We start from the raw sequence: 21,494 nt of genomic DNA, 5'->3' as shown, positions 1-21,494 counted from the left end.
CATCGTCGTGGCTATCCATGACACTCGGATATATCCGATACCCCGGGTACTGGGTATCTGCGTCTCAACGAGCACGCCCGCCCACTAGCGGCCACAACAGGAAAGATCCACCATGACCGACGTCGTGACCTCGGCTACCGAATCCGCCGAGAAATCGCAGTCCCAACCGACACACACCCGCACCCTGATCATCGGGACCGGGTTCTCGGGCCTGGGTATGGCCATTGCGCTGCAGAAGGAGGGCGTGGACTTCGTCATCCTGGAAAAGGCCGACGACGTCGGCGGCACCTGGCGCGACAACAGCTACCCCGGCTGCGCGTGCGACATCCCGTCGCATCTGTACTCGTTCTCCTTCGAGCCCAAGCCGGACTGGAAGAACCCGTTCTCGTTCCAGCCGGAGATCTGGGACTACCTCAAGGGCGTCACCGAGAAGTACGGGCTGCGCCGCTACATCCATTTCAACTCGCTGGTCGACCGTGCCTACTGGGACGACGACGAGTACCGCTGGCACGTGTTCACCGTCGACGGGCGGGAGTACGTGGCGCAATTCCTGGTCTCCGGGGCCGGGGCACTACACATCCCGTCCGTGCCCGACATCCAAGGGCGTGACGAATTTGCCGGTGCCGCTTTCCATTCCGCGGAATGGGACCACAGCGTCGACCTGACCGGGAAGCGGGTGGCGATCATCGGCACCGGCGCCAGCGCGATTCAGATCGTGCCCGAGATCGTCGGGCAGGTCGCCGAACTCCAGCTCTACCAGCGCACCCCGCCGTGGGTGGTGCCGCGGTCCAACCCCGAGATTCCGCCGGCGTTGCGTGCGGCCATGGAGAACGTCCCCGGGTTGCGTGCCCTGGCGCGACTGGCTATCTACTGGGGCCAGGAGGCGCTTGCCTTCGGCATGACCAAGCACCCCAACGCGCTGAAATTCATTGAGGCGTACTGCAAGTGGAACATCCGGCGTTCGGTGAAGGACCGCGAACTGCGGCGCAAGCTGACGCCGAAATACCGCATCGGCTGCAAGCGGATCCTGAACTCGTCCACCTATTACCGCGCGGTGGCCGATCCGAAGACGAAACTCATCACCGAGGGCATCACCCGGATCACCCGCGACGGCATCGTCACCGCCGACGGTCGCGAACACCAGGCGGACGTGATCGTGTACGCCACTGGTTTCCATGTAACCGACTCCTACACCTACGTTCAGATCAAGGGCCAGCGCGGCGAGGATCTGGTGGACCGGTGGAACCGCGAGGGCATCGGCGCCCACCGCGGCATCACCGTCGCCGACGTGCCCAATCTGTTCTTCCTGCTGGGGCCCAACACCGGGCTGGGTCACAACTCGGTGGTGTTCATGATCGAGTCCCAGATCCGGTACGTGGCCGACGCGATTGCCAAGTGCGACAAGATGGGTGCCCAGGCGCTGGCTCCCACCCGCGAGGCGCAGGACCGCTTCAACGCCGAATTGCAGGAGAAGCTGTCCGGTTCGGTGTGGAACAGCGGCGGCTGCAGCAGCTGGTACCTCGACGAGCACGGCAAGAATACGGTGCTGTGGGGCGGCTACACCTGGCAATACTGGATGGCCACCCGTTCGGTGAAGCCCGAGGAATATCAATTCCTGGGCCTGCGCACCAAGTCGGGCAAGAAAGCCGCCTGAGGAGAAGCGCTCAGTTCTGAACGCTCACAACCGAATTCGCGGACTCACCGGCGAACGACCGGAGGTTGCGGCGCATGATCCGGTCCAGCGCCCGGTCGGGTAGCACCCGGCTGAGCCGCACCAGGACCGCGGCGTCGCGGCCGATGGTGTAGCGGGTGCGGGGCCGACTCGCGGTGGCGGCCTTGACGATCACCTTGGCGGCGTGCTCGGCCGGCACGCCGATGTCGAGGAACGAGCGCGCCTGTGCCGTCACGGCCGCATTGAGATCGCCATATCGCTCGAGTTGCGCGGCGGTCATGTCCGCGATGAGTCCTTGCGCCGTCGCGATACCGCGCTCGGGCATCGCGGTCTTGACCGCGCCGGGCTCGACGACCACCACCTTGACCCCCAGGTCGGAGACTTCGCGCCGTAACGCATCGCTGGCGGCCTCGAGGGCGAACTTCGAGCCCGCGTACGCGCCGTAGGTCGGTAGCACCACCTTGCCGCCGACCGAGCTGATGTTCACGACGGTGCCGCAGCTTTTGAAAAGCTCGGGCAGCAGCGCCTGCGTGATGGCGATGTGGCCGAACAGATTGACCTCGAACTGTCGTCGCCACTGCGCCATCGGCAGCGTCTCAACCGGTGAATTGATCGCGATCCCGGCGTTGTTGACCAGCGCGCGCAGGGGGCGCGGGTCGCGCGTGACGCGGTCGGCGATCGCGGCGATGTCGGATTCGACGGTGATGTCGAGGATCTGCGGCTCGATCCCGTCGGCGCGCAGCGCGTCGGCATCGGCCTCGCGGCGCACCCCGGCCAGCACGTGAAATCCCCTGCGCGCCAATTCTTCAGCGGTGGCGGCTCCCATGCCGGTGGAAGCGCCGGTCACGACGATCAGTTCGTTGCGGCGATCGGATGATGTCATGGCGGCCTCCGTGGGCATTTGAGTTGACGCTGTCATCTCAAAGCTAGCAGTTGAGTTGACGTTGTCAACTCAAGTTCGGCTTATGCTCGGCGGGTGATGTCACGAGCGGAGAGTGCGGCGGCAACGCGCCGGTCGCTGCTCGAGGCCGCGGCGGTGTTGCTCGACCGCGGGGGAGTCGAGGCGGTGACGTTGCGTGAGGTGGGCGCCCGCTCCGGGGTGTCGCGCTCGGCGGCGTATCGGCACTTTGCGGACAAGGAGTCTCTGCTCGCGGTGCTGGCGTCGGATGCGCTGAACGAATTGGGTGATTCGCTCGAGGAATTGGCAGCCGGTGACTTGTCGCCCGAGGCGGCGTTGCGGTCGGCCCTGCTGTCGCTGATCGCCCTCGGGCGCGACCGGCCGCACCTGTACCGGCTGATCTTCACCACCCCGCCGGCTGACCTGACCGCGGCGGCGCAGGCGGGGGAGCGGACACAACATTTGTTCATCGACATGGTCGGCCGCCTCACCGGTCCGCAACACGCCCGGCGCTACGGAGCGCTCCTGCTGGCCAGCGCCCACGGGATAGCGGGCCTGGATCTGAGTGGCCACCTGGACCTGGACAAGTGGCACACCGACGCGGAGGAACTCGTCGACACGATGATTGCTCTGCTCTCGGGCGCGACGGGAGACGCATGACCGCTGAAAGTCGGGCAAGGCGGTTGCTCGGCGGGCTGTGTTTGGCGGCGCTGCTGGTCACCGGCTGCGGTCACGGCGGCACGCCGCAGGCGGGTTCGGCCACCGTGCCGACCGAGGGCAGTCGCCCGCCGGACGCCGGGCTGCCGCAGGCCGCCGAACCCCGCCAGGCGCCGCCACCCACCGATCCCGTCCTCGGGCGGACCGTCTCGGTGGGCCGCTCGCCGGAAGGGATCGTCGTCGACCCGCGGACGCGGACCGTCGCCGTCGCCGTGCGCGACCCCGACGAGCTGGTGCTGCTGGACGCCGACACCGGTGCCGTCACCGGCCGGGTGCCGCTTCCGGGAAGTGTCCGACACCTCCAGCTCGCCGCTCCCGGGGGACCGGTTCTGGTGCCGGTCGAAACCGCCGACGTACTGATCCGTGTCGACCTGCCGCAAGGCAAGGCGCAGCCGGCCATCCACACCGGCGAGCATCCGCACGACGCCGCCGCGGCGGCCAACGGTACGGTCTTCGTCGCCAACGAACACGGCGGAACGGTGGCCGTCGTCCGCGGTGATCAGGTCGTCAAGATCTTCGCCGACAATGTCCAGCCGGCCGGGACGGCGCCGGTCGGGACCGCGATGGGGGTCCTGGACGTACGCAAGAACGACCTCACCGTGTACGACGCCGAACGGCTGACCATCGTGGGGTCGGCGCCGGCCGGCGCGGGGCCGACCCACCTGCTCGCCGACCGGCACGGGCGGATGATCGCCGCCGACACGCGCGGTGACGCGGTGCGGGTGTTCACCCCGCTCCCGGTCCCGCGGGAGGTGGCTACGGTGGCTCAGCCGGGCGGACCGTACGGCATCACCTACGACGCGGCGCGCGACCGGCTCTGGGTGGCGTCATCGGGGACCAACGAAGTCGTCGGCTACGACATGAGCGACACGAGGCCGCGCGAGGTACGACGCTTTCCGACGGTGCAAAATCCCTACACCGTGGGTGTGGACCCGAATTCCGGGCGGCTGTTCGTCGCCGGGGTGACCGCGGGCGTGGTGCAGATCATCGAGCCGTAGTGCCTTGGCCGCTGAGATTCCGCCGGAGTGCCTGGTGTTGGCCGGCCCGGGTCAACGGTGCTACCTCCTCGGCCGCAAAGCAGCAGCGCAGGCGGGCGTGGGCGGGGCGCCGCAGGCCGTTGCCGCCAGGGCGCGAACGCATTTCGGCATGTGAGAAGTGGCTGGCAGCGACACGCGCAAAACACAAGTTGTTGTGTTGCGGCAGCTTGTCGGACACCAGGGGTAGTGTTTGTGGCCTAAGCACGTCCGGCGCTGCCGGCAGCCAAATCGGCCTGGTGAAGTGGGGTTTCGGTGAGTGGAAATGCAAAGCTGATCGACCGCGTTTCGGCGATCAACTGGAACCGTCTGCAAGACGACAAAGACGCAGAGGTCTGGGACCGGTTGACCGGGAACTTCTGGCTGCCCGAGAAAGTGCCGGTGTCCAACGACATCCCGTCCTGGGGCACGTTGAAGCCCAGCGAGAAGCAGCTGACGATGCGCGTGTTCACCGGCCTGACCATGCTGGACACCATCCAGGGCACCGTCGGCGCGGTCAGCCTGATTCCCGACGCGCTGACTCCGCACGAAGAGGCCGTGTACACCAACATCGCGTTCATGGAGTCGGTGCATGCCAAAAGCTACAGCCAGATTTTCTCCACGCTGTGCTCGACCGCCGAGATCGACGACGCGTTCCGCTGGTCTGAGGAGAACCCCAATCTGCAGCGCAAGGCCGAGATCGTGCTGCAGTACTACCGCGGCGATGAGCCGCTCAAGCGCAAGGTGGCCTCGACGCTGCTGGAGAGCTTCCTGTTCTACTCCGGGTTCTACCTCCCGATGTACTGGTCGAGCCGGGCCAAGCTGACCAACACCGCCGACATGATCCGGCTGATCATCCGCGACGAGGCCGTGCACGGCTACTACATCGGCTACAAGTACCAGCGCGGCCTGGCGCTGGTCGACGAGGCCAAGCGCGCCGAGCTCAAGGACTACACCTACGAGCTGCTGTTCGAGCTGTACGACAACGAGGTGGAGTACACCCAGGACCTCTACGACGAGGTCGGGCTTACCGAGGACGTCAAGAAGTTCCTGCGCTACAACGCCAACAAGGCGCTGATGAACCTCGGCTACGAAGCACTGTTCCCGCGCGACGAGACCGACGTGAACCCGGCGATCCTGTCGGCGTTGTCACCGAACGCCGACGAGAACCACGACTTCTTCTCCGGGTCGGGGTCGAGCTACGTGATCGGCAAGGCCGTGGTCACCGAAGACGAGGACTGGGACTTCTAGAGTCGGTTTCCGGCAGTGACCGCTTCTTCCTCGTCTACAAGAAGGCGCCAAACGTAATGAGATGGACGAGCAGCAGTGGGAAGAAGGGCGCCAGAAGTGCTTGGTACAGAGTTGGATACGTATCGTAAAGCGGCCTGATCAAGTCAACCCACAGGCGTAATAGGGGGCCGGAGACATAGAGACCGGCAGCCAGCGGTCCACCTACCAGGAACAACGGTAGCGCGCTATAGAAGTAGTCGGGGTTGGTGAGGTAGAGCTGACCTAGTTGCCCCGCCAGAGCCGGGATAGAACTGGCAATAAAACCGATGCGACGCACTGCCTCACCCACGTAGTAGGAAATGGCCGACGGGTCCGTGGCCGCCGCGGCGACTGAGTTCGTGGCGGCAATCGCGGGGTGCAGCAACGAGGCGACGTTGGCGGACTCGGCCATGGCATACGAGCCCGCACTGGCGGTCAAGTGCTCCACGAACTGCTGGTGAAATGTCGCCGCCCTGGTGGCCAGCTTCTGATAGTCCTCGGCATAACCGGAGAACAGGTGCGCGATGCCCGCCGAGACCTCGTCGGCGGCCGCCGGCAGCAACGCTTGGGTCGAGGCCGCCGCCGTCAGGTGGGCGGCCTCGAGCGTTGCAGCAATGGCGCCTAAATTCGTTGCAGCCGCAGCTATCGGCTCCGGCGCTGCGATCACATATGTCATCTCCGCCCCTTTGGTTCATCGCCGCAATGGCAAATCGACGCGCAGTCGTTTGCGCATGAATCCAGCCTCGCAAGGTAAGACTGGCCCGGCTTAAGTACCCGACTACCTCATTGCGCGGGCGTGACTGCGGAACTGCGCTACGACTGCGCCGGGGACTCGCCGGGTTGGGTGGCGAGCCGACCGACCGGCTGCGGCACCCAGGTCTGCAGAACCTTCCGGCCGATCAACTGGCAGCCGTGGGTGCGCGCCAATTGCTTTGCGGCTGAGGTGAATTCCTGGTTGCTGACGACGATGCTGCGGGTGCAGCCGTGGTGTCGGGCGCCTGCCACCACTTCCTGGACGGCCGCGACGCCCACCGGTTTGGCGTACCGCTTGCATTGCACCGCGACATACCGGCCGTCCTTTTCGGCGACCAGGTCCACGCCGTAGTCACCGACGGGCGGGGTGAACGTGACCTGCCATCCCGCCCGGCCAAGGCGGGTGGCGACGTAGCTTTCGAACTCGGCACCGTCCATCGCGTCGATGTCTCGCAGACTCGTGACGCGTGCCGCGCGGCGCGGCCACTTCCGATTGGCCAGCCACCCGTCCAGCACCACGCACAGCAGAGCTAGGTAGAACGCCAGGACGGCAGCCGCCAGGCTGTGCCTGGTGATTCCGGCGACTGCCGCGACGATCAGTGGGATGGCGAGCAAGGCTGCTGTCATGCGCGGGTCGTCGGGGGAGCCGTCTGCACGAACCGATGATAGGGAAGGGCGACGACAACAGCCCGTCAAACGCGGCGCGCCAGGAAGTCGAGAACCGCGTCGGCGAATATGTCGTTCCGGTCGCCGGCGACCATATGGCCGGCGCCGCGGACATCGGTGAACTCGACGTCGGGGAAGCGCTGCAGGAAGCGGTCCGCCTGCGGTCGGCTGACCAGATCGCTCATCTGGCCGCGCACCAGCAGCATCGGGACGCCTCCGCCCAGAATTCTTCCGACCGCGGCGTAGAGACGGTCGTGCTCACCGATCTCCATCGGTCCCCGGGTCTGCATGCCGGTGATGAACCGCGGATCCCAATGCCAGTACCAGCGGTCGCCGCGCCGGCGCAAGTTGCCGGCCAGGCCGGCGAGGTCAGTGGGGCGGGGCCGGTGCGGGTTGAACCGGGCGAGTACGTCCGCCACCTCGTCCAGTGAGCTGAAGCCCGACTCCATGCCGTCGGCCATGAAGTCGAAAACCCTTCTGGCACCGGACTCGTCCATCTCGGGCACGATGTCGACGAGCACCACGGCGCGCGCGATACCGGGCGACAACTCCCCGGCCAGCAGCATCGAGGTGAAACCACCGAGCGAGGCGCCCACCAGCACCGGTTGCGGGGGCAGCGCGGCAAGCACCTCGAGGACGTCACCGGCGAAACTGACGACTCGGTAGTCGCCGTCGGCTGCCCAGTACGATTCGCCATGGCCGCGAAGGTCGACGGTCACCGCTTGCCAACCGCGCCGGGCGACGGAGGCGGCAGCCTTAGCCCACGATCGGCGGGTCTGCCCCGCGCCGTGCAGGAACACCACAGCGGGAGCCTGCGGGTCGCCCCGGCGGTCGGCGGCGATGCCGACGCCAGCGGATCCAGGGGTGTAGAACTTCTGCGTTTCAATGGATCTCAGCGTGAGCTCCGTTATGGCGCAGCCGTGTGAGATACGGGGTGACGAGCCACGCGCACGCCACCGCGCAGGCCAGCGCGTACGGCAGCGAGCCGATCGGTGTGCCCCTCGCCGTGACACCGCCGGCCGCACCCAAGTATTCGGGCAGCGACACCGCCCAGAGCGCGGCCAGGGTGACCAGATAGATCGACGCGAACAGCGGCAGGTAGCTCGTCGCGAACCCGTCGTCGGTCGGCAACGGTCGCGAGCGGTTGCCCCAGAATGCCTTGAGCGCGAACAACACCGCGGCGGCAAGCATCGCCCATCCCAGCCCGGCGACCACCATGCGGTGGTGCCCGAACAGTCGGTCGGCGAGCAGATTGACCGACAACGCCGCGCCCAGCGCCGGAGTCAGCACCCCGATCAGCACGCTGCGGCCGACGGCGCGCGGGCGACGGCTGCCCAGCAGTGCGTGCGCCAGCAAGGCGAACGCGATGGGGTCGACCAGGGAGAAGTTGACCAGGCTGAACAGCGGCACCGATGCGAGGGTGATGCCTCCGATTCCGGGCAATTGGTAGTCCCACAGCCACCACATGAGTTGCGGTCCGAGTTGGTCGAACACCTGATAGAAGCAGTGGTGCACGAACCCGACGCAGACCGCGCCGCGGATCAGGCCCCAGCGTCCGTCGAACAGTCCCCGCTGGCGCACCAGCACGTACGCCGGGTAGAGCAGCGCCGGATACAAAGCCAGAATGTAGAGCGGCATCCGGCCGTAAAAGGCGCCGGCGGTGAATTCGTTGTGGATGAAGATGACCCCCCCGTCTGCGAGCCCGAGCGCCGCCGGAAAGAAATAGATCGGCACCTCCATCACGATGCAGTACAACGCCGCCGCGCCCCAGATTCCGAGGAAGGAACTGTCGCCGCTACGGCGAAAGATGTTGATTGCGTGGGCCAGACCGAGCGCAGCCGCGGCGATCATCAGCAGCTCGATCACGTTCAGCGTCCAGTTCTGCAGGCTCAACGGGCTGCGCAGGTAGAAGAAGTGCTGCAGCGCGCGGAAGGAAATGCCGCCGAGCCGGCCGGCGAGCTCCAGGAATCTGTCGCTGGGATTCATGGTGCCGCCAGCGGCCGAACGCCGTAGAACATCGTCATGTCCTCGCCGCGCTCCCAGTGTTCGAACCACGTCGCCGCCCACTCCGGCAGCGGCTGGTTGTCGTGATCGTAGCCGGGAAGGATCGAGGCAAACGAGCGTCGCAACATCGAAACCTGCTGGCGGACAGGAACAGTGGCGAAGGCGCCGTAGGGCTTCGTGCAGAGTTCCTGGACGTCGGGTAGCTGATCGCCGAACTCCCGCAGCAACATTCGGTGACATCGCAGGACGTGGCGCATGGTGGGAAAAAAGGACCGGATTTTGTAGCCGGGGTCGCCCACGACGTGGTCGTAGATCGTAACCGCCGAACTGCGGTGCTCGACCTCTTCGCAGAAATGCCACAGACACAACGAGGCGACCCGCGCGTCACCGGCCGCGAACAGGCTGGCGCGATTGTCGATGATCATCTTGAAGATCGGGGTGAAGGTGCCCTCCAGCGCGGCGGCATAGGCAAGCAGGTAACGCAGATCCTTGTCGCGGTGCAGCGCGTCATAGTGCGCGATCGCTTTGTCCAGCGCTACCTGCAGGCCCGGGTGCCGCTCGATCAGGGCCTTGACGTGGCGGCGGTGACACGACGTGTGCACCGACTCCTGCTGCAGGAACAGCCGCGCTTCCCGGCGCACCGCGGCGTCGGTGATCACCGCGTCGGCATCCTTCATCGTCTTCACCAGGTACCGCTCCAGGCCGATCGCCCAGAAGGACAGGACATTCATGCCCATCGCGAACCGGGGATTCGCGGGGTTCCAGATGAACTCCACCCCGTCAAACTCGAACGGGATATGGCGGACGACGAGGTCACTCATGGTGGGCACCCCTTCCGGCACTGGCGACGCTGCCATGCCCAGGCTAAAATATGAGCTACTACTCATGTCAACCCTGCGCAGCGGAAGGGGGTGATCGTGCCCGACGCGCGCGCCCGGAAGCCCCGGCGAACAGCCGGTTCTCAGCGTCGAACACCGTCGCAGGAGCGATCGGCGGAGTTGGTCCGCAAGGTCATCGAAGCGACCGCTCAGGTTATCGGGGACGTCGGGCTGGAAGCCACGAGTACCAACAAGATCGCCGCGCGGGCGGGTGTCGCGATCGGCTCGATCTATCAGTACTTCCCGAACAAGGAGACGCTGATCGATGCGCTGCTCGACGATCGCCTGCACCGATTGGAGGCCTTGGCCGCGACCAGGATGGAAGCGCTCAAGAATCGTTCCTACCCTGAGGCGGCCGATGCCATGATGCGCGCGACCATCGCCTTCTGCGAGGCCGAACCGGGAATCACGGCCATGCTGGCCTCCAGAGCCGTCGCGCCGCAGCCGAATTCACGCGACCACGCCCTTTATCAGCGCGTCCACGCCATCGCGCGCACCTACTTGCTGGCGCACGCCGACCATCTGACGGTCGACGACGTCGAGCTGGCCGCCACCATCTCGACGCGGGTCGTCGCCAACTTCGCCCCGTGGATCGCGCTGTCGGTGACCGATCATGCGGAACGAGAACGACACATCGTCGAGGTCGTTCGCATGCTCTCCCTGTGGGTCGGAGCGCAGCAGCCGCAGGCCGTCACCACGCGGCGGCCGGCTCGTGCACGTCGATAGGGCGCTCCTCGGACTGGTACAGCTCGTCGATCTCGCAGGCGTATCTGCTCGCGATCACCTTGCGCTTCAACTTCATCGTCGGTGTGACTTCGTCGCCGCCGGCCTCCCAGAAGACCGGCAGCACGCGGAACCGTTTCACCTGCTCGACGCGTGCCAGCCGTTCGTTGGCGGCGGCCACCCCGGCGGTGATCGCCTCGATGACCGCGGGATGTGCGGCCAGGCTGGCCGGTTACGCGTCCGCCAACCCGTGCTGGCGGGCATAGGGGCCGACGGTTTCGGCATCCAGCACGATCAGCGCGGTGTTGTAGGGCTTCCGGTCACCGATGACGGCGATGGCCCCGACCAGTGGTGTGGCCGCCTTGACCGTGTTCTCGATGTACCCGGGCTGCAGCTTCGAATATTCCTCACGGACAAAGCGATTCAATCGCCAAGACTACGAACTGGCGGGACGGCAGGGCGGCCCGTGCTAGGCACCCGGAGACAACGGCTCGCGCTGGACGCCCGGGTCGCGCTGATCACCAGTGCAGGCCAGGGCATCGGCCTTGCGCTGGCGCGGCACTTGTATGCGCGCGGCGCGAATGTCGCCCTGCTCGATGTCGACGGCGCTGCCGCCCGGCAGGCGGCGAGTGAACTGGGCAGTCGCGCATGCGGTTTGGCCGCCGACGTCCGCGATCGGGGCGCGATGGCAGAAGTCGTCGGGGCGGTGGTCCGTCACTTCGGGGCCCTCGACATCGTCGTCGCCAACGCCGGGGTCACGCCGGCACCGGCGACACTGCGCACGATGAACCCCGACGATGCCGTGGCCGCTGAGCAGGCGGATCACCGCTGAGCGGGCCGCCTCGTCGATTGCGCGGGGAATCACCGATCGTGCGGCGACCACGATCGCCCCGGCCGGTTGGCGGCTGTACAGCCTGCTGCGCGGAGTGCTCAATCCTGTCGTCGACGGTCTTCTCGTCAAGGACGCCAGGATGCGTGCCTTGATCTCCGATATCGAGAGGGTGGCGGCATCTGACCACGTCCGCCCAGCGACCAACGCGAACGGATCCGGTTGACCGCGGTAGATCAGCACCCGATCGACAACGCAGGAGCCACCTCAACCGGCCCGCACGTGTGCGCGCCGTGAACGAAGCATGAATTGTCCGCTCAGCGGGCCCCGGCAAGTGGCGGCGGTGTCCTTCGTTTCGCGACACTGACCGGGTGACGAAAGACAATTCCGATTGCGCCCACCCCAACTTCTTTCGGTCGGTGATCCGCTGGCTGCAGGCGGGTTATCCCGAAGGCGTGCCCGGGCCCGATCGCGTCCCGCTCTTCGCACTGCTGCGCAGCACACCGCTGACCGCGGATCAGCTCAGGGAAGTCGTGGACAACCTCAGCGCGAAAGGCTCGCCCGCGGTCGCCGACGGTGTCATCGACGGAAACGAGATCGCGGAACAGATCGCAGAATTGACGCACCGCGACCCCGGTCCGGAGAACGTCCGGCGCGTCGCCGCCACCCTGGCCGCCGCCGGTTGGCCGCTGGCCGGTATCGATGTCAGCGAGGTGATCCCCGGTGATGAGGACGGCGAAGCGGCCGAAGAGGTGGCGGCCCGGATCCGGGCTACCGCTCAGGGCTGACCGGCCTGTCCTACAACGTCGAGATGTCGATGACGAAGCGGTACCGCACGTCGCTGGCCAGCACGCGCTCGTAGGCTTCGTTGACGTAATCGGCTGCGATGACCTCGATTTCGGGCGTCACGTGGTGTTCGGCGCAGAAGTCGAGCATCTCCTGGGTCTCGGCGATACCGCCGATGTTCGACCCGGACAGGCTGCGCCGCGCCAGCGCGAGACCGAACGCCGGGACCTCCATGGGGTGCTCGGGGATGCCGAGCTCGACGATGGTGCCGTCGACGTCAAGCAGATTCAGGTACTGGCCCAGATTCAGGTTCGCCGAGACCGTATTGAGGATCAGGTCGAAGCTGCCCCGCAGTTTCTTGAAAGTGTCCGGGTCGGAGGTGGCGTAGTAATTGCTTGCGCCCAAACGCAATCCGTCTTCCATCTTCTTCAGCGACTGCGACAGCACGCTCACCTCGCAGCCCATCGCCGCGCCCAGCTTGACGCCCATGTGGCCCAGTCCGCCCAGACCGATGATGGCCAGCCGGGTGTCCTGGCCGGCTTTCCAGTGCCGCAGCGGTGAGAACAGCGTGATGCCCGCGCACAGCAGCGGGGCGGCCGCGTCCAGCGGCAGAGACTCGGGGATGCGGACGACGAAGTTCTCGTCCACCACCACTGCCTGGCTGTAGCCGCCCTGCGTCGGGGTGCCGTCTTTGTCGGTCGAGTTGTAGGTGAAGGTGGCACCCTTCTTGCAGTACTGCTCGAGACCGGCTTGACAGCTGCTGCACTGGCCGCAGGAGTTGACCATGCAGCCGACGCCGACATGGTCGCCGACCTTGTGCTTGGTCACCTCGGACCCGACGGCGGCGACGACGCCGGCGATCTCGTGGCCGGGAACCACCGGATAGTTCGGTACGCCCCATTCGGCTTTGACGGTGTGGATGTCGGAGTGGCAGATTCCGGCGAATTTGATGTCGATGGCCACATCGTGCGGGCCGGGTTCGCGTCGTTCGATCGTGGTCTTGGTCAGCGGTTCGGTGGCCGACGTGGCGGCATATGCGGAAACGGTGCTCATCATCATCCTCTGGGATCTAGTTACGCTCTCATATAGGTTAGCTAAGTTAACGGTTTGCACGCCAATTGCGGCGGCGTTGCGCTCATCACTCTCAGTTGATGGGCGCGTTGATCCAACGCAGATCATTAACGATGCCGCGGGCGGCGATGATTCCCTCACCGGTCTGCCAGATCTCGTCGTTGACGATGAAGATCCGGTTGTCGCGGTTGGCGCCGAGCCGGCGCCACGGGCCGCTGTCCAGGACGGTCGCCGCGCGTTCGGCCGCGGCCGGGGAGGCGCACGACACATAGATGATGTCGGCGTCGGCGGCGGAAAAGTCCGGGTTCCTGGCCAGGTCGGCGTCGGTGGCACCGAACTCGAGGTAGGGCTTGTCGGTGAACCGCTGCGCCGCGGGCCGATCCACCCCGACCGCCTTCAGCACGCTGGCGGGGAAGTTGTCGGCCCCGTAGACGCGCAGCGTGCTGGCGGTCAGTTGCACCACCGACACCTGGAAATGGGGCGCGTCGTGCTTGGCGCCGACATCGGTGGCGCGCTGCCGGAATCCGGTGATCACCGCCTCGGCGGCGGCGCCGCGGGCGGTCGCCGCACCGACGCCACGCAGGTTGTCTTCCCAGGCCGCACCCGGGGCCGCGGTGAACACGGTCGGTGCGATCGCCGCCAGTTGGGGATACAGCGTCGGCGTCAGCGCCACCGAGCCCAGGATCAGGTCCGGGTGGGCCGCCGCGATTGCCTTGAGGTCCGGTGCGTTGCGCGAACCGGCGCCCGGCGCATCGTGAATCACCTTGCCCAGGTACGACGGTTGACTCGACGAACCGTCCGGCAACGCCGCGGCGACAATCCGGGACTGCAGGCCCAGCGCGCACAGCGAGTCCAGTTGGTCTCCGGAGAGCACGACGATGCGCTGGGGATCGGCGGGCACCTGAGTCTCGCCCGGAACGACCCCCGCCGCGTTGCGCGCCGGGGGTGGGGGAGCAGGGTCCGGCGCGGCCGCGTCCCGCGCACATGACTCGTCGGGTTTGCGGTCGTTGCCCAGCACACCGGCGCCCGCGATCTGGGTGGTCGGCGTGACCATCGACGACGCTGACGTCGGCTTGTCCGAACCGCAGGCCGATGTCAGGACCAGCGCGACCGCCGCTACGGCGCCCAGACTGATTCGCAGGCCGCCGGTTTGCACGTGTCCGACGTTAACATCCGGCCTGCTCAGACCCGGCCGGCCGGCCGGTCGGCGCGTGCCCGCCGACGCAATTACGACAGTTTGTAGGACCAGGACTACCGGCAGGCTGAACGCGGGCTAAGATTCGTGTCAGCACTTGATGTGCGCCCCTGTCCGGATGGATGTTTGGAGGATCTGTTGACAGCCGAAGCGCCCCCACGGGGAGAACTCGAGGCAGTCCGTCCCTACCCGGCTCGCACCGGACCCAAGGGCAATCTGATCTACAAGATGATCACGACGACCGATCACAAGCTGATCGGCATCATGTACTGCGTCGTCTGCTTCATGTTCTTCTTCATCGGTGGGCTGCTGGCCCTGCTGATGAGAACCGAATTGGCCGTACCCGGCCTTCAGTTCCTGTCGAACGAGCAGTACAACCAGCTGTTCACCATGCACGGCGGCATCATGCTGCTGTTCTACGCGACGCCGATCGTGTTCGGCTTCGCCAACTTGGTGCTGCCGCTGCAGATCGGGGCGCCGGACGTGGCTTTCCCCCGGTTGAACGCCTTCTCGTTCTGGCTCTTCCTGCTCGGTGGTCTCATCGTGGCCGCCGGCTTCATCACCCCGGGTGGCGCCGCCGACTTCGGCTGGACCTTCTACACCCCGCTCAGCGACGCCGTCCACACCCCGGGCGCGGGTGCCGACCTGTGGATCATGGGCATCATCGTCGGTGGTCTGGGTACCATCCTGGGCGCCGTGAACATGATCACCACCGTCGTGTGCATGCGTGCACCGGGCATGACGATGTTCCGGATGCCGATCTTCACCTGGAACATCCTGGTGACGTCGGTGCTGGTGCTGATCGCCTTCCCGCTGCTGACGGCCGCCCTGTTCGGCATGGCCGCCGACCGGCACCTGGGCGCTCACATCTACGACCCCGCCAACGGCGGCGTGCTGCTGTTCCAGCACCTGTTCTGGTTCTTCGGCCACCCGGAGGTCTACATCCTGGCGCTGCCGTTCTTCGGTGTCGTCTCCGAGATCTTCCCGGTGTTCTCCCGGAAGCCGATCTTCGGCTACACCACCCTGGTGTACGCGACGCTGTCGATCGCCGCGCTGTCGGTTGCGGTGTGGGCACACCACATGTTCGCGACCGGCGCGGTGCTGCTGCCCTTCTTCTCCTTCATGACCTTCCTGATCGCGGTCCCCACCGGCATCAAGTTCTTCAACTGGGTGGGCACCATGTGGAAGGGACAGTTGACCTTCGAGACGCCGATGCTGTTCTCGGTCGGTTTCGCCGTGACGTTCCTGCTCGGTGGCCTCAGCGGTGTCCTGCTGGCCAGCCCGCCGCTGGACTTCCACGTCACCGACAGCTACTTCGTCATCGCGCACTTCCACTACGTGCTGTTCGGGACCATCGTGTTCTCGACCTACGCGGGCATCTACTTCTGGTTCCCGAAGATGACGGGCCGCCTGCTCGACGAGCGGCTCGGCAAGGTGCACTTCTGGTTGACGTTCATCGGCTTCCACACCACGTTCCTGGTGCAGCACTGGGTCGGTGACCAGGGCATGCCGCGCCGCTACGCCGACTACCTGCCGACCGACAACTTCACCACCCTGAACATGATCTCCACCGTCGGTGCCTACATTCTGGGTGTCTCGGTCCTGCCGTTCGTCTGGAACATCTTCAAGAGCTGGCGCTACGGCGAGGTGGTGACCGTCGACGACCCGTGGGGTTACGGCAACTCGCTGGAATGGGCGACCAGTTGCCCGCCGCCGCGGCACAACTTCACCGAGCTGCCCCGGATCCGTTCGGAGCGGCCGGCGTTCGAACTGCACTACCCGCACATGGTCGAGCGGTTGCGTGCCGAAGCCCATGTAGGGCGCAGTCACGGTCCGGCCGACGGTGATGTCACCAGAGCGGACGACGTCAGCGTTCGCACCTGATGACGGCCGGCGCGGGTGAGTAAGCCACCCAGGGTCTCGGTACTGATCACGGTCACCGGCGTCGACCAACCCGGTGTGACGTCTGCGCTGTTCGGTGTCCTCGCACGGCACAAGGTCGAGCTGCTCAACGTCGAACAGGTGGTCATCCGTGGCCGGCTCACGCTCGGCGTACTGGTGTCGTGCCCGTTGGATCCCGTGAACGGCGAGCTCGATGCGTTACGTGCTGACGTCGAAGCCGCCATCCGCGAGGTGGGCCTGGACGTCACGATCGAGCGCAGCGACGACGTCGAGATCATCCGGGAGCCGTCGACCCACACCATCTTCGTGCTGGGCCGCCCGGTTACCGCTGGCGCGTTCGGTGCGGTCGCCCGGGAAGTCGCCGACCTCGGCGTCAACATCGACTTCATCCGCGGCGTCTCCGATTACCCGGTCACCGGTCTGGAGCTGCGGGTCTCAGTGCCGCCCGGCGCCTACGGTCCGCTGCAGAGCGCACTGACCAAGGTGGCCGCAGACGAGCAGGTGGACGTCGCGCTCGAGGACTACGGCCTGGAATGGCGCACCAAACGGCTCATCGTGTTCGACGTCGATTCGACGCTGGTGCAGGGCGAGGTCATCGAGATGCTGGCGGCCCGCGCCGGTGCCGAGGGGAAGGTCGCGGCGATCACCGAGGCCGCGATGCGCGGTGAACTGGACTTCGCGGAGTCGCTGGAGCAGCGGGTGGCCACCCTGGCCGGGCTGCCCGCCTCGGTGATTGACGACGTCGCGGGCCAATTGGAGCTGATGCCGGGGGCCCGGACCACGCTGCGTACGTTGCAGCGCTTGGGTTTTCGCTGCGGTGTGGTCTCCGGCGGCTTCCGGCGCATCATCGAGCCGCTGGCCGAGGAACTCAAGCTGGACTTCGTCGCGGCCAACGAGCTGGAGATCGTCGACGGCACGCTCACCGGTCGCGTGGTGGGCACCATCGTCGACCGGGCCGGCAAGGCCACCGCGCTGCGTGCGTTTGCCGAGCAGTACGGCGTGCCGATGGAGCAGACGGTCGCCGTCGGCGACGGGGCCAATGACATCGACATGCTCGCAGCGGCGGGTATGGGGATCGCCTTCAACGCCAAACCCGCGCTGCGCGAGGTGGCCGACGCATCGTTGAGCCACCCCTATCTGGACACGGTGTTGTTCCTGCTGGGGGTGACGCGCGGCGAGATCGAAGCCGCCGATGCGGTGGACGGCGTGGTGCGCCGGGTCGAAATCCCTGCCGAATAACTCTGGCGAGCAGACGCAAAATCACCTTGGAGCGTACGTTCCAAGGTGATTTTGCGTCTGCTCGCGCCACTGAGGTGCCCAACATCTGATAAATTCTTCAACTGTTAAATTGATGAATTCTTAGTGAGGGTCGGTGTCCGAGCCGCTGTACAAGCTGAAGGCGGAGTTCTTCAAGACGCTGGGCCACCCGGCGCGGGTGCGCATCCTGGAACTGCTGTCGGAACGGGACCACACAGTGGCCGAACTCCTGCCTGAAGTGGGCCTGGAGTCCTCCAATCTGTCCCAGCAGCTCGCCGTGCTGCGCCGCGCCGGGGTGGTGACGGCGCGCAAGGCCGGCAACACGGTGATCTACTCGATCACCTCGCCGCTGATCGCCGAGCTGATGGCCGTGGCCCGCCGGGTGCTCACCGGCATGCTGACCGGGCAGGTCGCGATGCTCGAGGACCTGCGCGCCGACGTCCCCACGGCACAGCGATGAGCTGGATCGGCCGGATACAGCGGCTGGGCCGGGTCGCCGAAAGCGCGGCGCCCAAGCCCGTCGCGGCCGTCGTACCACCGACCGGGGTCGCCGGGTCGGTGCAGGTGCGCCACGTCGACGCCGGCTCCTGCAACGGCTGCGAGGTGGAGATCTCTGGGGCGTTCGGGCCGGTATATGACGCCGAGCGGTTCGGTGCCCGGCTGGTGGCATCGCCCCGGCATGCGGACGCGCTGCTGGTCACCGGCGTGGTGACCCGCAACATGGCACAGCCGCTGCGCAATACCCTGGCCGCCACGCCCCTGCCGCGGGTGGTGATCGCGTGCGGGGATTGCGCGCTCAACCGGGGCGTGTTCGCGGACGCCTATGGGGTGGTCGGTGCGGTCGGTGAAGTGATTCCGGTGGACGTCGAGATCCCCGGCTGCCCGCCGACTCCCGATCAGGTCGTGGCAGCCCTGCGATCGGTGACGGGCAGGTGACGGCGACCCTGGCGCCCGAAGCCGCGCCGGATATGTTGCACCGGAACGGAATTGGCGCATCGGTGAGCGGCGTTGCGACGGCGGTGATCGGTGTCGTCGGTGCGGCGCTGGGATTGGCCGCGGTATCCGGTTGGCAGGCTCAGGTACGCGTGCCGTGGCTGCTGCCGCTCAGTGGCGTGGAATTCGCCGCCGATCGGCTCGGTGGGTTCTTCATGGCGCTCACCGGAGCGGTGGCCGTCGTCGTCGGTGTGTACAGCATCGGCTACCTGCGCCGCGAGCGGCATGGTGCGGTCGCGCAGCTGACGTTGCCGGCGTTCGTCACGGCGATGCTGCTGGTGCCCGCCGCCGCCACCGTGAGCACCTTCCTGCTGGCCTGGGAACTGATGGCACTGGCCTCGCTGATCCTGCTGGCCTCCGATCACCATCGTACCGAAGTACGTTCCGCCACAGTCTATTACGCGGTGATGACGCAGATCGGTTTCGCGGCGATCCTGCTCGGCCTGATGGTGGCGGCCGCGGCAGCCTGCACCGACCGGTTCGCCGACATGACCGGTATCCCGGAGACGTCGCGTAACGCGGTTTTCCTGCTGACGCTGCTGGGGTTCGGCTCCAAGGCGGGCCTGCTGCCGCTGCACGCCTGGTTGCCCCGCGCTCACCCCGAAGCGCCGAGTCCGGTGTCGGCGTTGATGAGCGCCGCCATGGTCAACCTCGGTGTCTACGGAATCGTCAAGGTCGACTTGCAGTTGCTCGGACCGGGGCCCCGATGGTGGGGAGCCGTCCTGTTGGCCGTCGGCGCCGTCTCGGCCATGTACGGCGTGCTGCAGGCGTCGGTGGCCGCCGATCTCAAACGGCTGCTGGGGTATTCGACGATCGAGAACATGGGACTGGTCGTGCTGGCGCTCGGGGCGGCCACCCTGTTGGCCGCCTGCGGCGCAGGTGCGGCCGCGGTGATAGCGATGACAGCGGCGCTACTGCACCTGATCGCGCACGCCGCATTCAAAAGCCTCGGCTTCATGGCCGCCGGATCGGTACTGGTGGCCACCGGTGAACGTGACCTCGACCGGATGGGCGGGTTGGCACGGCGGATGCCGGTGACCACGACCCTTTTCGGCGTGGCCGCGCTCGGGGCGTCGGGGTTGCCGCTGGGCGCCGGATTCGTCGGCGAATGGCTTCTGGTGCAGTCGCTGATTCATGCCCGCCCCGAACACAATTCGCTGCTCGGATTGGTGACACCGGTCGGCGTCGGCGCTGTGGCGTTGACGACGGGGCTGGGGGTGGCGGCGATGGTCAAGGCATTCGGTACCGGCTTTTTGGCGCGCGCCCGCTCGCAGCGGGCCGAGCAGGCGTGCGAGGCGCCGGTCAGCATGCTCATCGGCATGGCCGGGGCGGGCCTCGGATGCGCCGTCGTCGCGGTACTGCCGTTCGTCGTGACCGCGCCGCTGCAGTCGGTGCTGCGCAGCCTGCCGGCTGCCCGCAACGCCGACCTGAGCGGACTCGGTCTCGTGTTGCGGCTGCCCGGGATCGACGGCTCTGTGTCGCCCATCCTGCTGACCGCGGCCCTGGCCGGGGCGCTGCTGGTCGTGGTGGCCCTGTCCCGCTGGGGAGCGCGGCATCGCCCCGAGCCGGTGACGTCGCCGCTGTGGGCCTGCGGCGCTGACGGTCTGACGCCGCGAATGCAGTACACCGCAACCTCTTTCGCGCAACCGCTGCAAGGCGTTTTCGACGACGTGCTGCGTCCCGACACCGGTATCGAGGTGACACATCTGGAGGAGACCCGCTACCACGTCGCGCGAATCGCGTACCGGATCAACGTCACCGACGCCGTCGAGGACCGGGTCTACGCGCCGGTGATACACGCCATCGCCGCGGGCGCCCGGGCCGTCCGCCGCGCCCACAACGGAAGTGTGCATCTGTATCTGGCGTACGGCTTCCTCGGCGTGCTGATCGTTCTGGTGGTGGCGCGGTGAACGTCATGTCGGCGGTGGCCGGCGCGGTGCAGATCGTTGGTGTCGTCGCGGGCGCACCATTGGTGCTGGGGTTGATGCGCCAGGTCCGGGCCCGCTCGGAGGGGCGTTGCGGCGCAGGCATTTTGCAGCCTTGGCGTGACATTCGCAAGCAGTTGCGCAAGCAGCAGGTCACTCCGTCGGGCACCACGCTGGTATTCGCCGCCGCGCCGGTGGTACTGGCGGCCACCACGCTGCTGATCGCCGCAATAGTGCCGATCGTGGCCACCGGCTCCCCGCTGGACCCGGTCGCCGACCTGTTCGGTGTCGTCGGGCTGCTCTTCCTGGGCACGGTCGCGCTGACACTCGCGGGCATCGACACCGGGACGTCCTTCGGGGGTATGGGCGCCAGCCGGGAGATCACGATCGCCGCATTGGTGGAGCCGACGATTCTGCTGGCCGTCTTCGCGCTGTCCATTCCCGCCCGCTCGGCGAACCTCGGCGCCATCGTCGGCTTCACGCTCGCCAGTCCGGGCGAGGTGGTGTCGCTGGCGGGCATCCTGGCTTTCGTCGCCCTAGTCGTCGTGGTCATCGCCGAGACCGGACGGTTGCCGGTGGACAATCCGGCCACGCACCTGGAATTGACCATGGTGCACGAGGCGATGGTGCTCGAGTACGCCGGACCCAGGCTCGCACTCGTCGAATGGGCCGGCGCCATGCGCCTGACGGTGTTGCTGGCGTTGCTGGCGAACCTGTTTCTGCCCTGGGGTATTGCCGGCGATCAGCCGACCCTGCCCGGCGTGGTCATCGGTATCGCGGCCATCGCGATCAAGGTCGCCGTTGCTGCCGTCGTCCTGGCCGGCGCCGAGGTGTTCATCGCCAAGTTGCGGCTGTTCCGGGTGCCTGAGTTGCTGGCCGGCTCTTTTCTGATGGCTCTGCTGGCGGTGAGTTCCGCGAACTTCTTCGCGGTGCAGGGGTGATG

At 66.7% G+C, this 21,494-nt stretch carries 22 protein-coding genes and 1 pseudogene; 14 read left to right on the top strand and 9 right to left on the bottom strand.

Annotation, left to right across the window (positions count from 1 at the left end):
- Window positions 1–112: 112 nt before the first annotated feature.
- On the top strand, window positions 113–1,654 hold the full coding sequence (locus QXH22_RS04590) for an NAD(P)/FAD-dependent oxidoreductase (RefSeq protein ID WP_306241552.1): 1,542 nt from the start codon (window positions 113–115) through the stop codon (window positions 1,652–1,654).
- A 10-nt stretch (window positions 1,655–1,664) separates the two neighbouring features.
- Here the strand turns inward: QXH22_RS04590 and QXH22_RS04585 are convergent, their stop codons facing one another.
- Window positions 1,665–2,555, bottom strand: a complete 891-nt coding sequence (locus QXH22_RS04585) for an SDR family oxidoreductase (protein ID WP_306275016.1) — start codon at window positions 2,553–2,555, stop codon at window positions 1,665–1,667.
- 96 nt (window positions 2,556–2,651) lie between these two features.
- Here QXH22_RS04585 and QXH22_RS04580 point away from each other — a divergent pair, with 96 nt between their 5' ends.
- From QXH22_RS04580 to nrdF, 3 genes are all read left to right on the top strand, one after another.
- Window positions 2,652–3,230: a TetR/AcrR family transcriptional regulator gene (locus QXH22_RS04580; protein WP_306275015.1), complete on the top strand. Its 579-nt coding sequence runs from the start codon at window positions 2,652–2,654 to the stop codon at window positions 3,228–3,230.
- Window positions 3,227–4,285, top strand: a complete 1,059-nt coding sequence (locus QXH22_RS04575; protein ID WP_306275014.1) for a YncE family protein — start codon at window positions 3,227–3,229, stop codon at window positions 4,283–4,285. Before QXH22_RS04580 ends, QXH22_RS04575 begins: the two co-directional genes overlap by 4 nt.
- 291 nt (window positions 4,286–4,576) lie before the next feature.
- Complete coding sequence (nrdF, locus tag QXH22_RS04570; protein WP_306241547.1) at window positions 4,577–5,551, top strand: class 1b ribonucleoside-diphosphate reductase subunit beta; 975 nt, start codon at window positions 4,577–4,579, stop codon at window positions 5,549–5,551.
- 34 nt (window positions 5,552–5,585) lie between these two features.
- On the opposite strand, the gene QXH22_RS04565 is transcribed toward nrdF, so the two are convergent.
- The 5 genes from QXH22_RS04565 to QXH22_RS04545 form a co-directional block, all read right to left on the bottom strand.
- Window positions 5,586–6,245, bottom strand: coding sequence for a PE family protein (locus QXH22_RS04565; RefSeq protein WP_306275013.1), 660 nt, complete (start codon window positions 6,243–6,245; stop codon window positions 5,586–5,588).
- Window positions 6,246–6,382: 137 nt separating this feature from the next.
- The gene (locus QXH22_RS04560; protein WP_306275012.1) at window positions 6,383–6,949 is read right to left on the bottom strand and encodes a restriction endonuclease; all 567 of its coding nucleotides are present in this window, start codon (window positions 6,947–6,949) and stop codon (window positions 6,383–6,385) included.
- A gap of 65 nt (window positions 6,950–7,014) precedes the next feature.
- Window positions 7,015–7,875 carry an alpha/beta fold hydrolase gene (locus QXH22_RS04555; RefSeq protein ID WP_306275964.1) on the bottom strand — a complete coding sequence of 287 codons (861 nt, stop codon included), beginning with the start codon at window positions 7,873–7,875 and terminating at the stop codon, window positions 7,015–7,017.
- Entirely contained in the window at window positions 7,871–8,974 is a 1,104-nt protein-coding gene (locus tag QXH22_RS04550; RefSeq protein WP_306275011.1) for a hypothetical protein, read from the bottom strand. Before QXH22_RS04550 ends, QXH22_RS04555 begins: the two co-directional genes overlap by 5 nt.
- Window positions 8,971–9,813 (bottom strand): metal-dependent hydrolase, encoded by an 843-nt coding sequence (locus tag QXH22_RS04545; protein ID WP_306275010.1) that lies wholly within the window; start codon window positions 9,811–9,813, stop codon window positions 8,971–8,973. The genes QXH22_RS04550 and QXH22_RS04545 overlap by 4 nt, the downstream gene beginning before the upstream one ends.
- Window positions 9,814–9,909: 96 nt before the next feature.
- Here QXH22_RS04545 and QXH22_RS04540 point away from each other — a divergent pair, with 96 nt between their 5' ends.
- Window positions 9,910–10,596, top strand: coding sequence for a TetR/AcrR family transcriptional regulator (locus QXH22_RS04540; protein ID WP_306275009.1), 687 nt, complete (start codon window positions 9,910–9,912; stop codon window positions 10,594–10,596).
- Here QXH22_RS04540 and QXH22_RS04535 read toward each other — a convergent pair.
- A pseudogene (locus QXH22_RS04535) lies at window positions 10,562–10,987 on the bottom strand (long-chain fatty acid--CoA ligase); the annotation flags it as partial. The gene QXH22_RS04540 and the pseudogene QXH22_RS04535 sit on opposite strands and share 35 nt — an antisense overlap.
- Before the next feature lie 72 nt (window positions 10,988–11,059).
- Between QXH22_RS04535 and QXH22_RS04530 the strand changes: the two are divergent.
- The 3 genes from QXH22_RS04530 (at window position 11,060) to QXH22_RS04520 (ending at window position 12,210) form a co-directional block, all read left to right on the top strand.
- Window positions 11,060–11,425, top strand: coding sequence for an SDR family NAD(P)-dependent oxidoreductase (locus QXH22_RS04530; protein ID WP_306275008.1), 366 nt, complete (start codon window positions 11,060–11,062; stop codon window positions 11,423–11,425).
- The gene (locus QXH22_RS04525; protein ID WP_306275007.1) at window positions 11,391–11,648 is read left to right on the top strand and encodes a hypothetical protein; all 258 of its coding nucleotides are present in this window, start codon (window positions 11,391–11,393) and stop codon (window positions 11,646–11,648) included. Before QXH22_RS04530 ends, QXH22_RS04525 begins: the two co-directional genes overlap by 35 nt.
- Before the next feature lie 145 nt (window positions 11,649–11,793).
- Window positions 11,794–12,210: a DUF3349 domain-containing protein gene (locus QXH22_RS04520; RefSeq protein ID WP_306241544.1), complete on the top strand. Its 417-nt coding sequence runs from the start codon at window positions 11,794–11,796 to the stop codon at window positions 12,208–12,210.
- Window positions 12,211–12,220: 10 nt separating this feature from the next.
- Here QXH22_RS04520 and QXH22_RS04515 read toward each other — a convergent pair whose 3' ends face one another.
- Together QXH22_RS04515 and QXH22_RS04510 are read right to left on the bottom strand one after the other, a co-directional pair.
- Complete coding sequence (locus QXH22_RS04515; protein WP_306241543.1) at window positions 12,221–13,261, bottom strand: NAD(P)-dependent alcohol dehydrogenase; 1,041 nt, start codon at window positions 13,259–13,261, stop codon at window positions 12,221–12,223.
- A 91-nt stretch (window positions 13,262–13,352) separates the two neighbouring features.
- Window positions 13,353–14,420, bottom strand: a complete 1,068-nt coding sequence (locus tag QXH22_RS04510; RefSeq protein ID WP_306244329.1) for an iron-siderophore ABC transporter substrate-binding protein — start codon at window positions 14,418–14,420, stop codon at window positions 13,353–13,355.
- A gap of 192 nt (window positions 14,421–14,612) precedes the next feature.
- Here QXH22_RS04510 and ctaD point away from each other — a divergent pair, with 192 nt between their 5' ends.
- From ctaD to QXH22_RS04480, 6 genes are all read left to right on the top strand, one after another.
- Window positions 14,613–16,358, top strand: coding sequence for a cytochrome c oxidase subunit I (ctaD, locus tag QXH22_RS04505; protein ID WP_306275006.1), 1,746 nt, complete (start codon window positions 14,613–14,615; stop codon window positions 16,356–16,358).
- A gap of 15 nt (window positions 16,359–16,373) precedes the next feature.
- The gene (serB, locus tag QXH22_RS04500) at window positions 16,374–17,615 is read left to right on the top strand and encodes a phosphoserine phosphatase SerB (RefSeq protein ID WP_306275005.1); all 1,242 of its coding nucleotides are present in this window, start codon (window positions 16,374–16,376) and stop codon (window positions 17,613–17,615) included.
- A 133-nt stretch (window positions 17,616–17,748) separates the two neighbouring features.
- Window positions 17,749–18,093, top strand: a complete 345-nt coding sequence (locus QXH22_RS04495) for a helix-turn-helix transcriptional regulator (protein ID WP_306275004.1) — start codon at window positions 17,749–17,751, stop codon at window positions 18,091–18,093.
- Entirely contained in the window at window positions 18,090–18,569 is a 480-nt protein-coding gene (locus QXH22_RS04490) for an NADH-quinone oxidoreductase subunit B family protein (RefSeq protein WP_306241539.1), read from the top strand. The genes QXH22_RS04495 and QXH22_RS04490 overlap by 4 nt, the downstream gene beginning before the upstream one ends.
- A 32-nt stretch (window positions 18,570–18,601) precedes the next feature.
- On the top strand, window positions 18,602–20,536 hold the full coding sequence (locus tag QXH22_RS04485; RefSeq protein ID WP_306275963.1) for a proton-conducting transporter membrane subunit: 1,935 nt from the start codon (window positions 18,602–18,604) through the stop codon (window positions 20,534–20,536).
- 5 nt (window positions 20,537–20,541) lie between these two features.
- Window positions 20,542–21,492, top strand: a complete 951-nt coding sequence (locus QXH22_RS04480; protein WP_306275962.1) for a respiratory chain complex I subunit 1 family protein — start codon at window positions 20,542–20,544, stop codon at window positions 21,490–21,492.
- Window positions 21,493–21,494: the final 2 nt, after the last annotated feature.

Origin of the sequence: Mycobacterium sp. TY814 (assembly GCF_030755175.1) — a bacterium.
Taxonomy (GTDB): Bacteria; Actinomycetota; Actinomycetes; order Mycobacteriales; family Mycobacteriaceae; genus Mycobacterium.
Note: the sequence above shows the minus strand (reverse complement) of the source record. Positions and strands in the feature narration are given on the sequence as shown.

Excerpts from the sequence above, each read along its gene's own strand:
- QXH22_RS04590 (WP_306241552.1), top strand. The coding sequence starts at position 113 with ATGACCGACGTCGTGACCTCGGCTACCGAATCCGCCGAGAAATCGCAG.
- QXH22_RS04585 (WP_306275016.1), bottom strand. The coding sequence starts at position 2,555 with ATGACATCATCCGATCGCCGCAACGAACTGATCGTCGTGACCGGCGCT.
- QXH22_RS04580 (WP_306275015.1), top strand. The coding sequence starts at position 2,652 with ATGTCACGAGCGGAGAGTGCGGCGGCAACGCGCCGGTCGCTGCTCGAG.
- QXH22_RS04575 (WP_306275014.1), top strand. The coding sequence starts at position 3,227 with ATGACCGCTGAAAGTCGGGCAAGGCGGTTGCTCGGCGGGCTGTGTTTG.
- QXH22_RS04565 (WP_306275013.1), bottom strand. The coding sequence starts at position 6,245 with ATGACATATGTGATCGCAGCGCCGGAGCCGATAGCTGCGGCTGCAACG.
- QXH22_RS04560 (WP_306275012.1), bottom strand. The coding sequence starts at position 6,949 with ATGACAGCAGCCTTGCTCGCCATCCCACTGATCGTCGCGGCAGTCGCC.
- QXH22_RS04550 (WP_306275011.1), bottom strand. The coding sequence starts at position 8,974 with ATGAATCCCAGCGACAGATTCCTGGAGCTCGCCGGCCGGCTCGGCGGC.
- QXH22_RS04545 (WP_306275010.1), bottom strand. The coding sequence starts at position 9,813 with ATGAGTGACCTCGTCGTCCGCCATATCCCGTTCGAGTTTGACGGGGTG.
- QXH22_RS04525 (WP_306275007.1), top strand. The coding sequence starts at position 11,391 with ATGCCGTGGCCGCTGAGCAGGCGGATCACCGCTGAGCGGGCCGCCTCG.
- QXH22_RS04515 (WP_306241543.1), bottom strand. The coding sequence starts at position 13,261 with ATGAGCACCGTTTCCGCATATGCCGCCACGTCGGCCACCGAACCGCTG.
- QXH22_RS04490 (WP_306241539.1), top strand. The coding sequence starts at position 18,090 with ATGAGCTGGATCGGCCGGATACAGCGGCTGGGCCGGGTCGCCGAAAGC.
- QXH22_RS04485 (WP_306275963.1), top strand. The coding sequence starts at position 18,602 with ATGTTGCACCGGAACGGAATTGGCGCATCGGTGAGCGGCGTTGCGACG.
- QXH22_RS04480 (WP_306275962.1), top strand. The coding sequence starts at position 20,542 with ATGTCGGCGGTGGCCGGCGCGGTGCAGATCGTTGGTGTCGTCGCGGGC.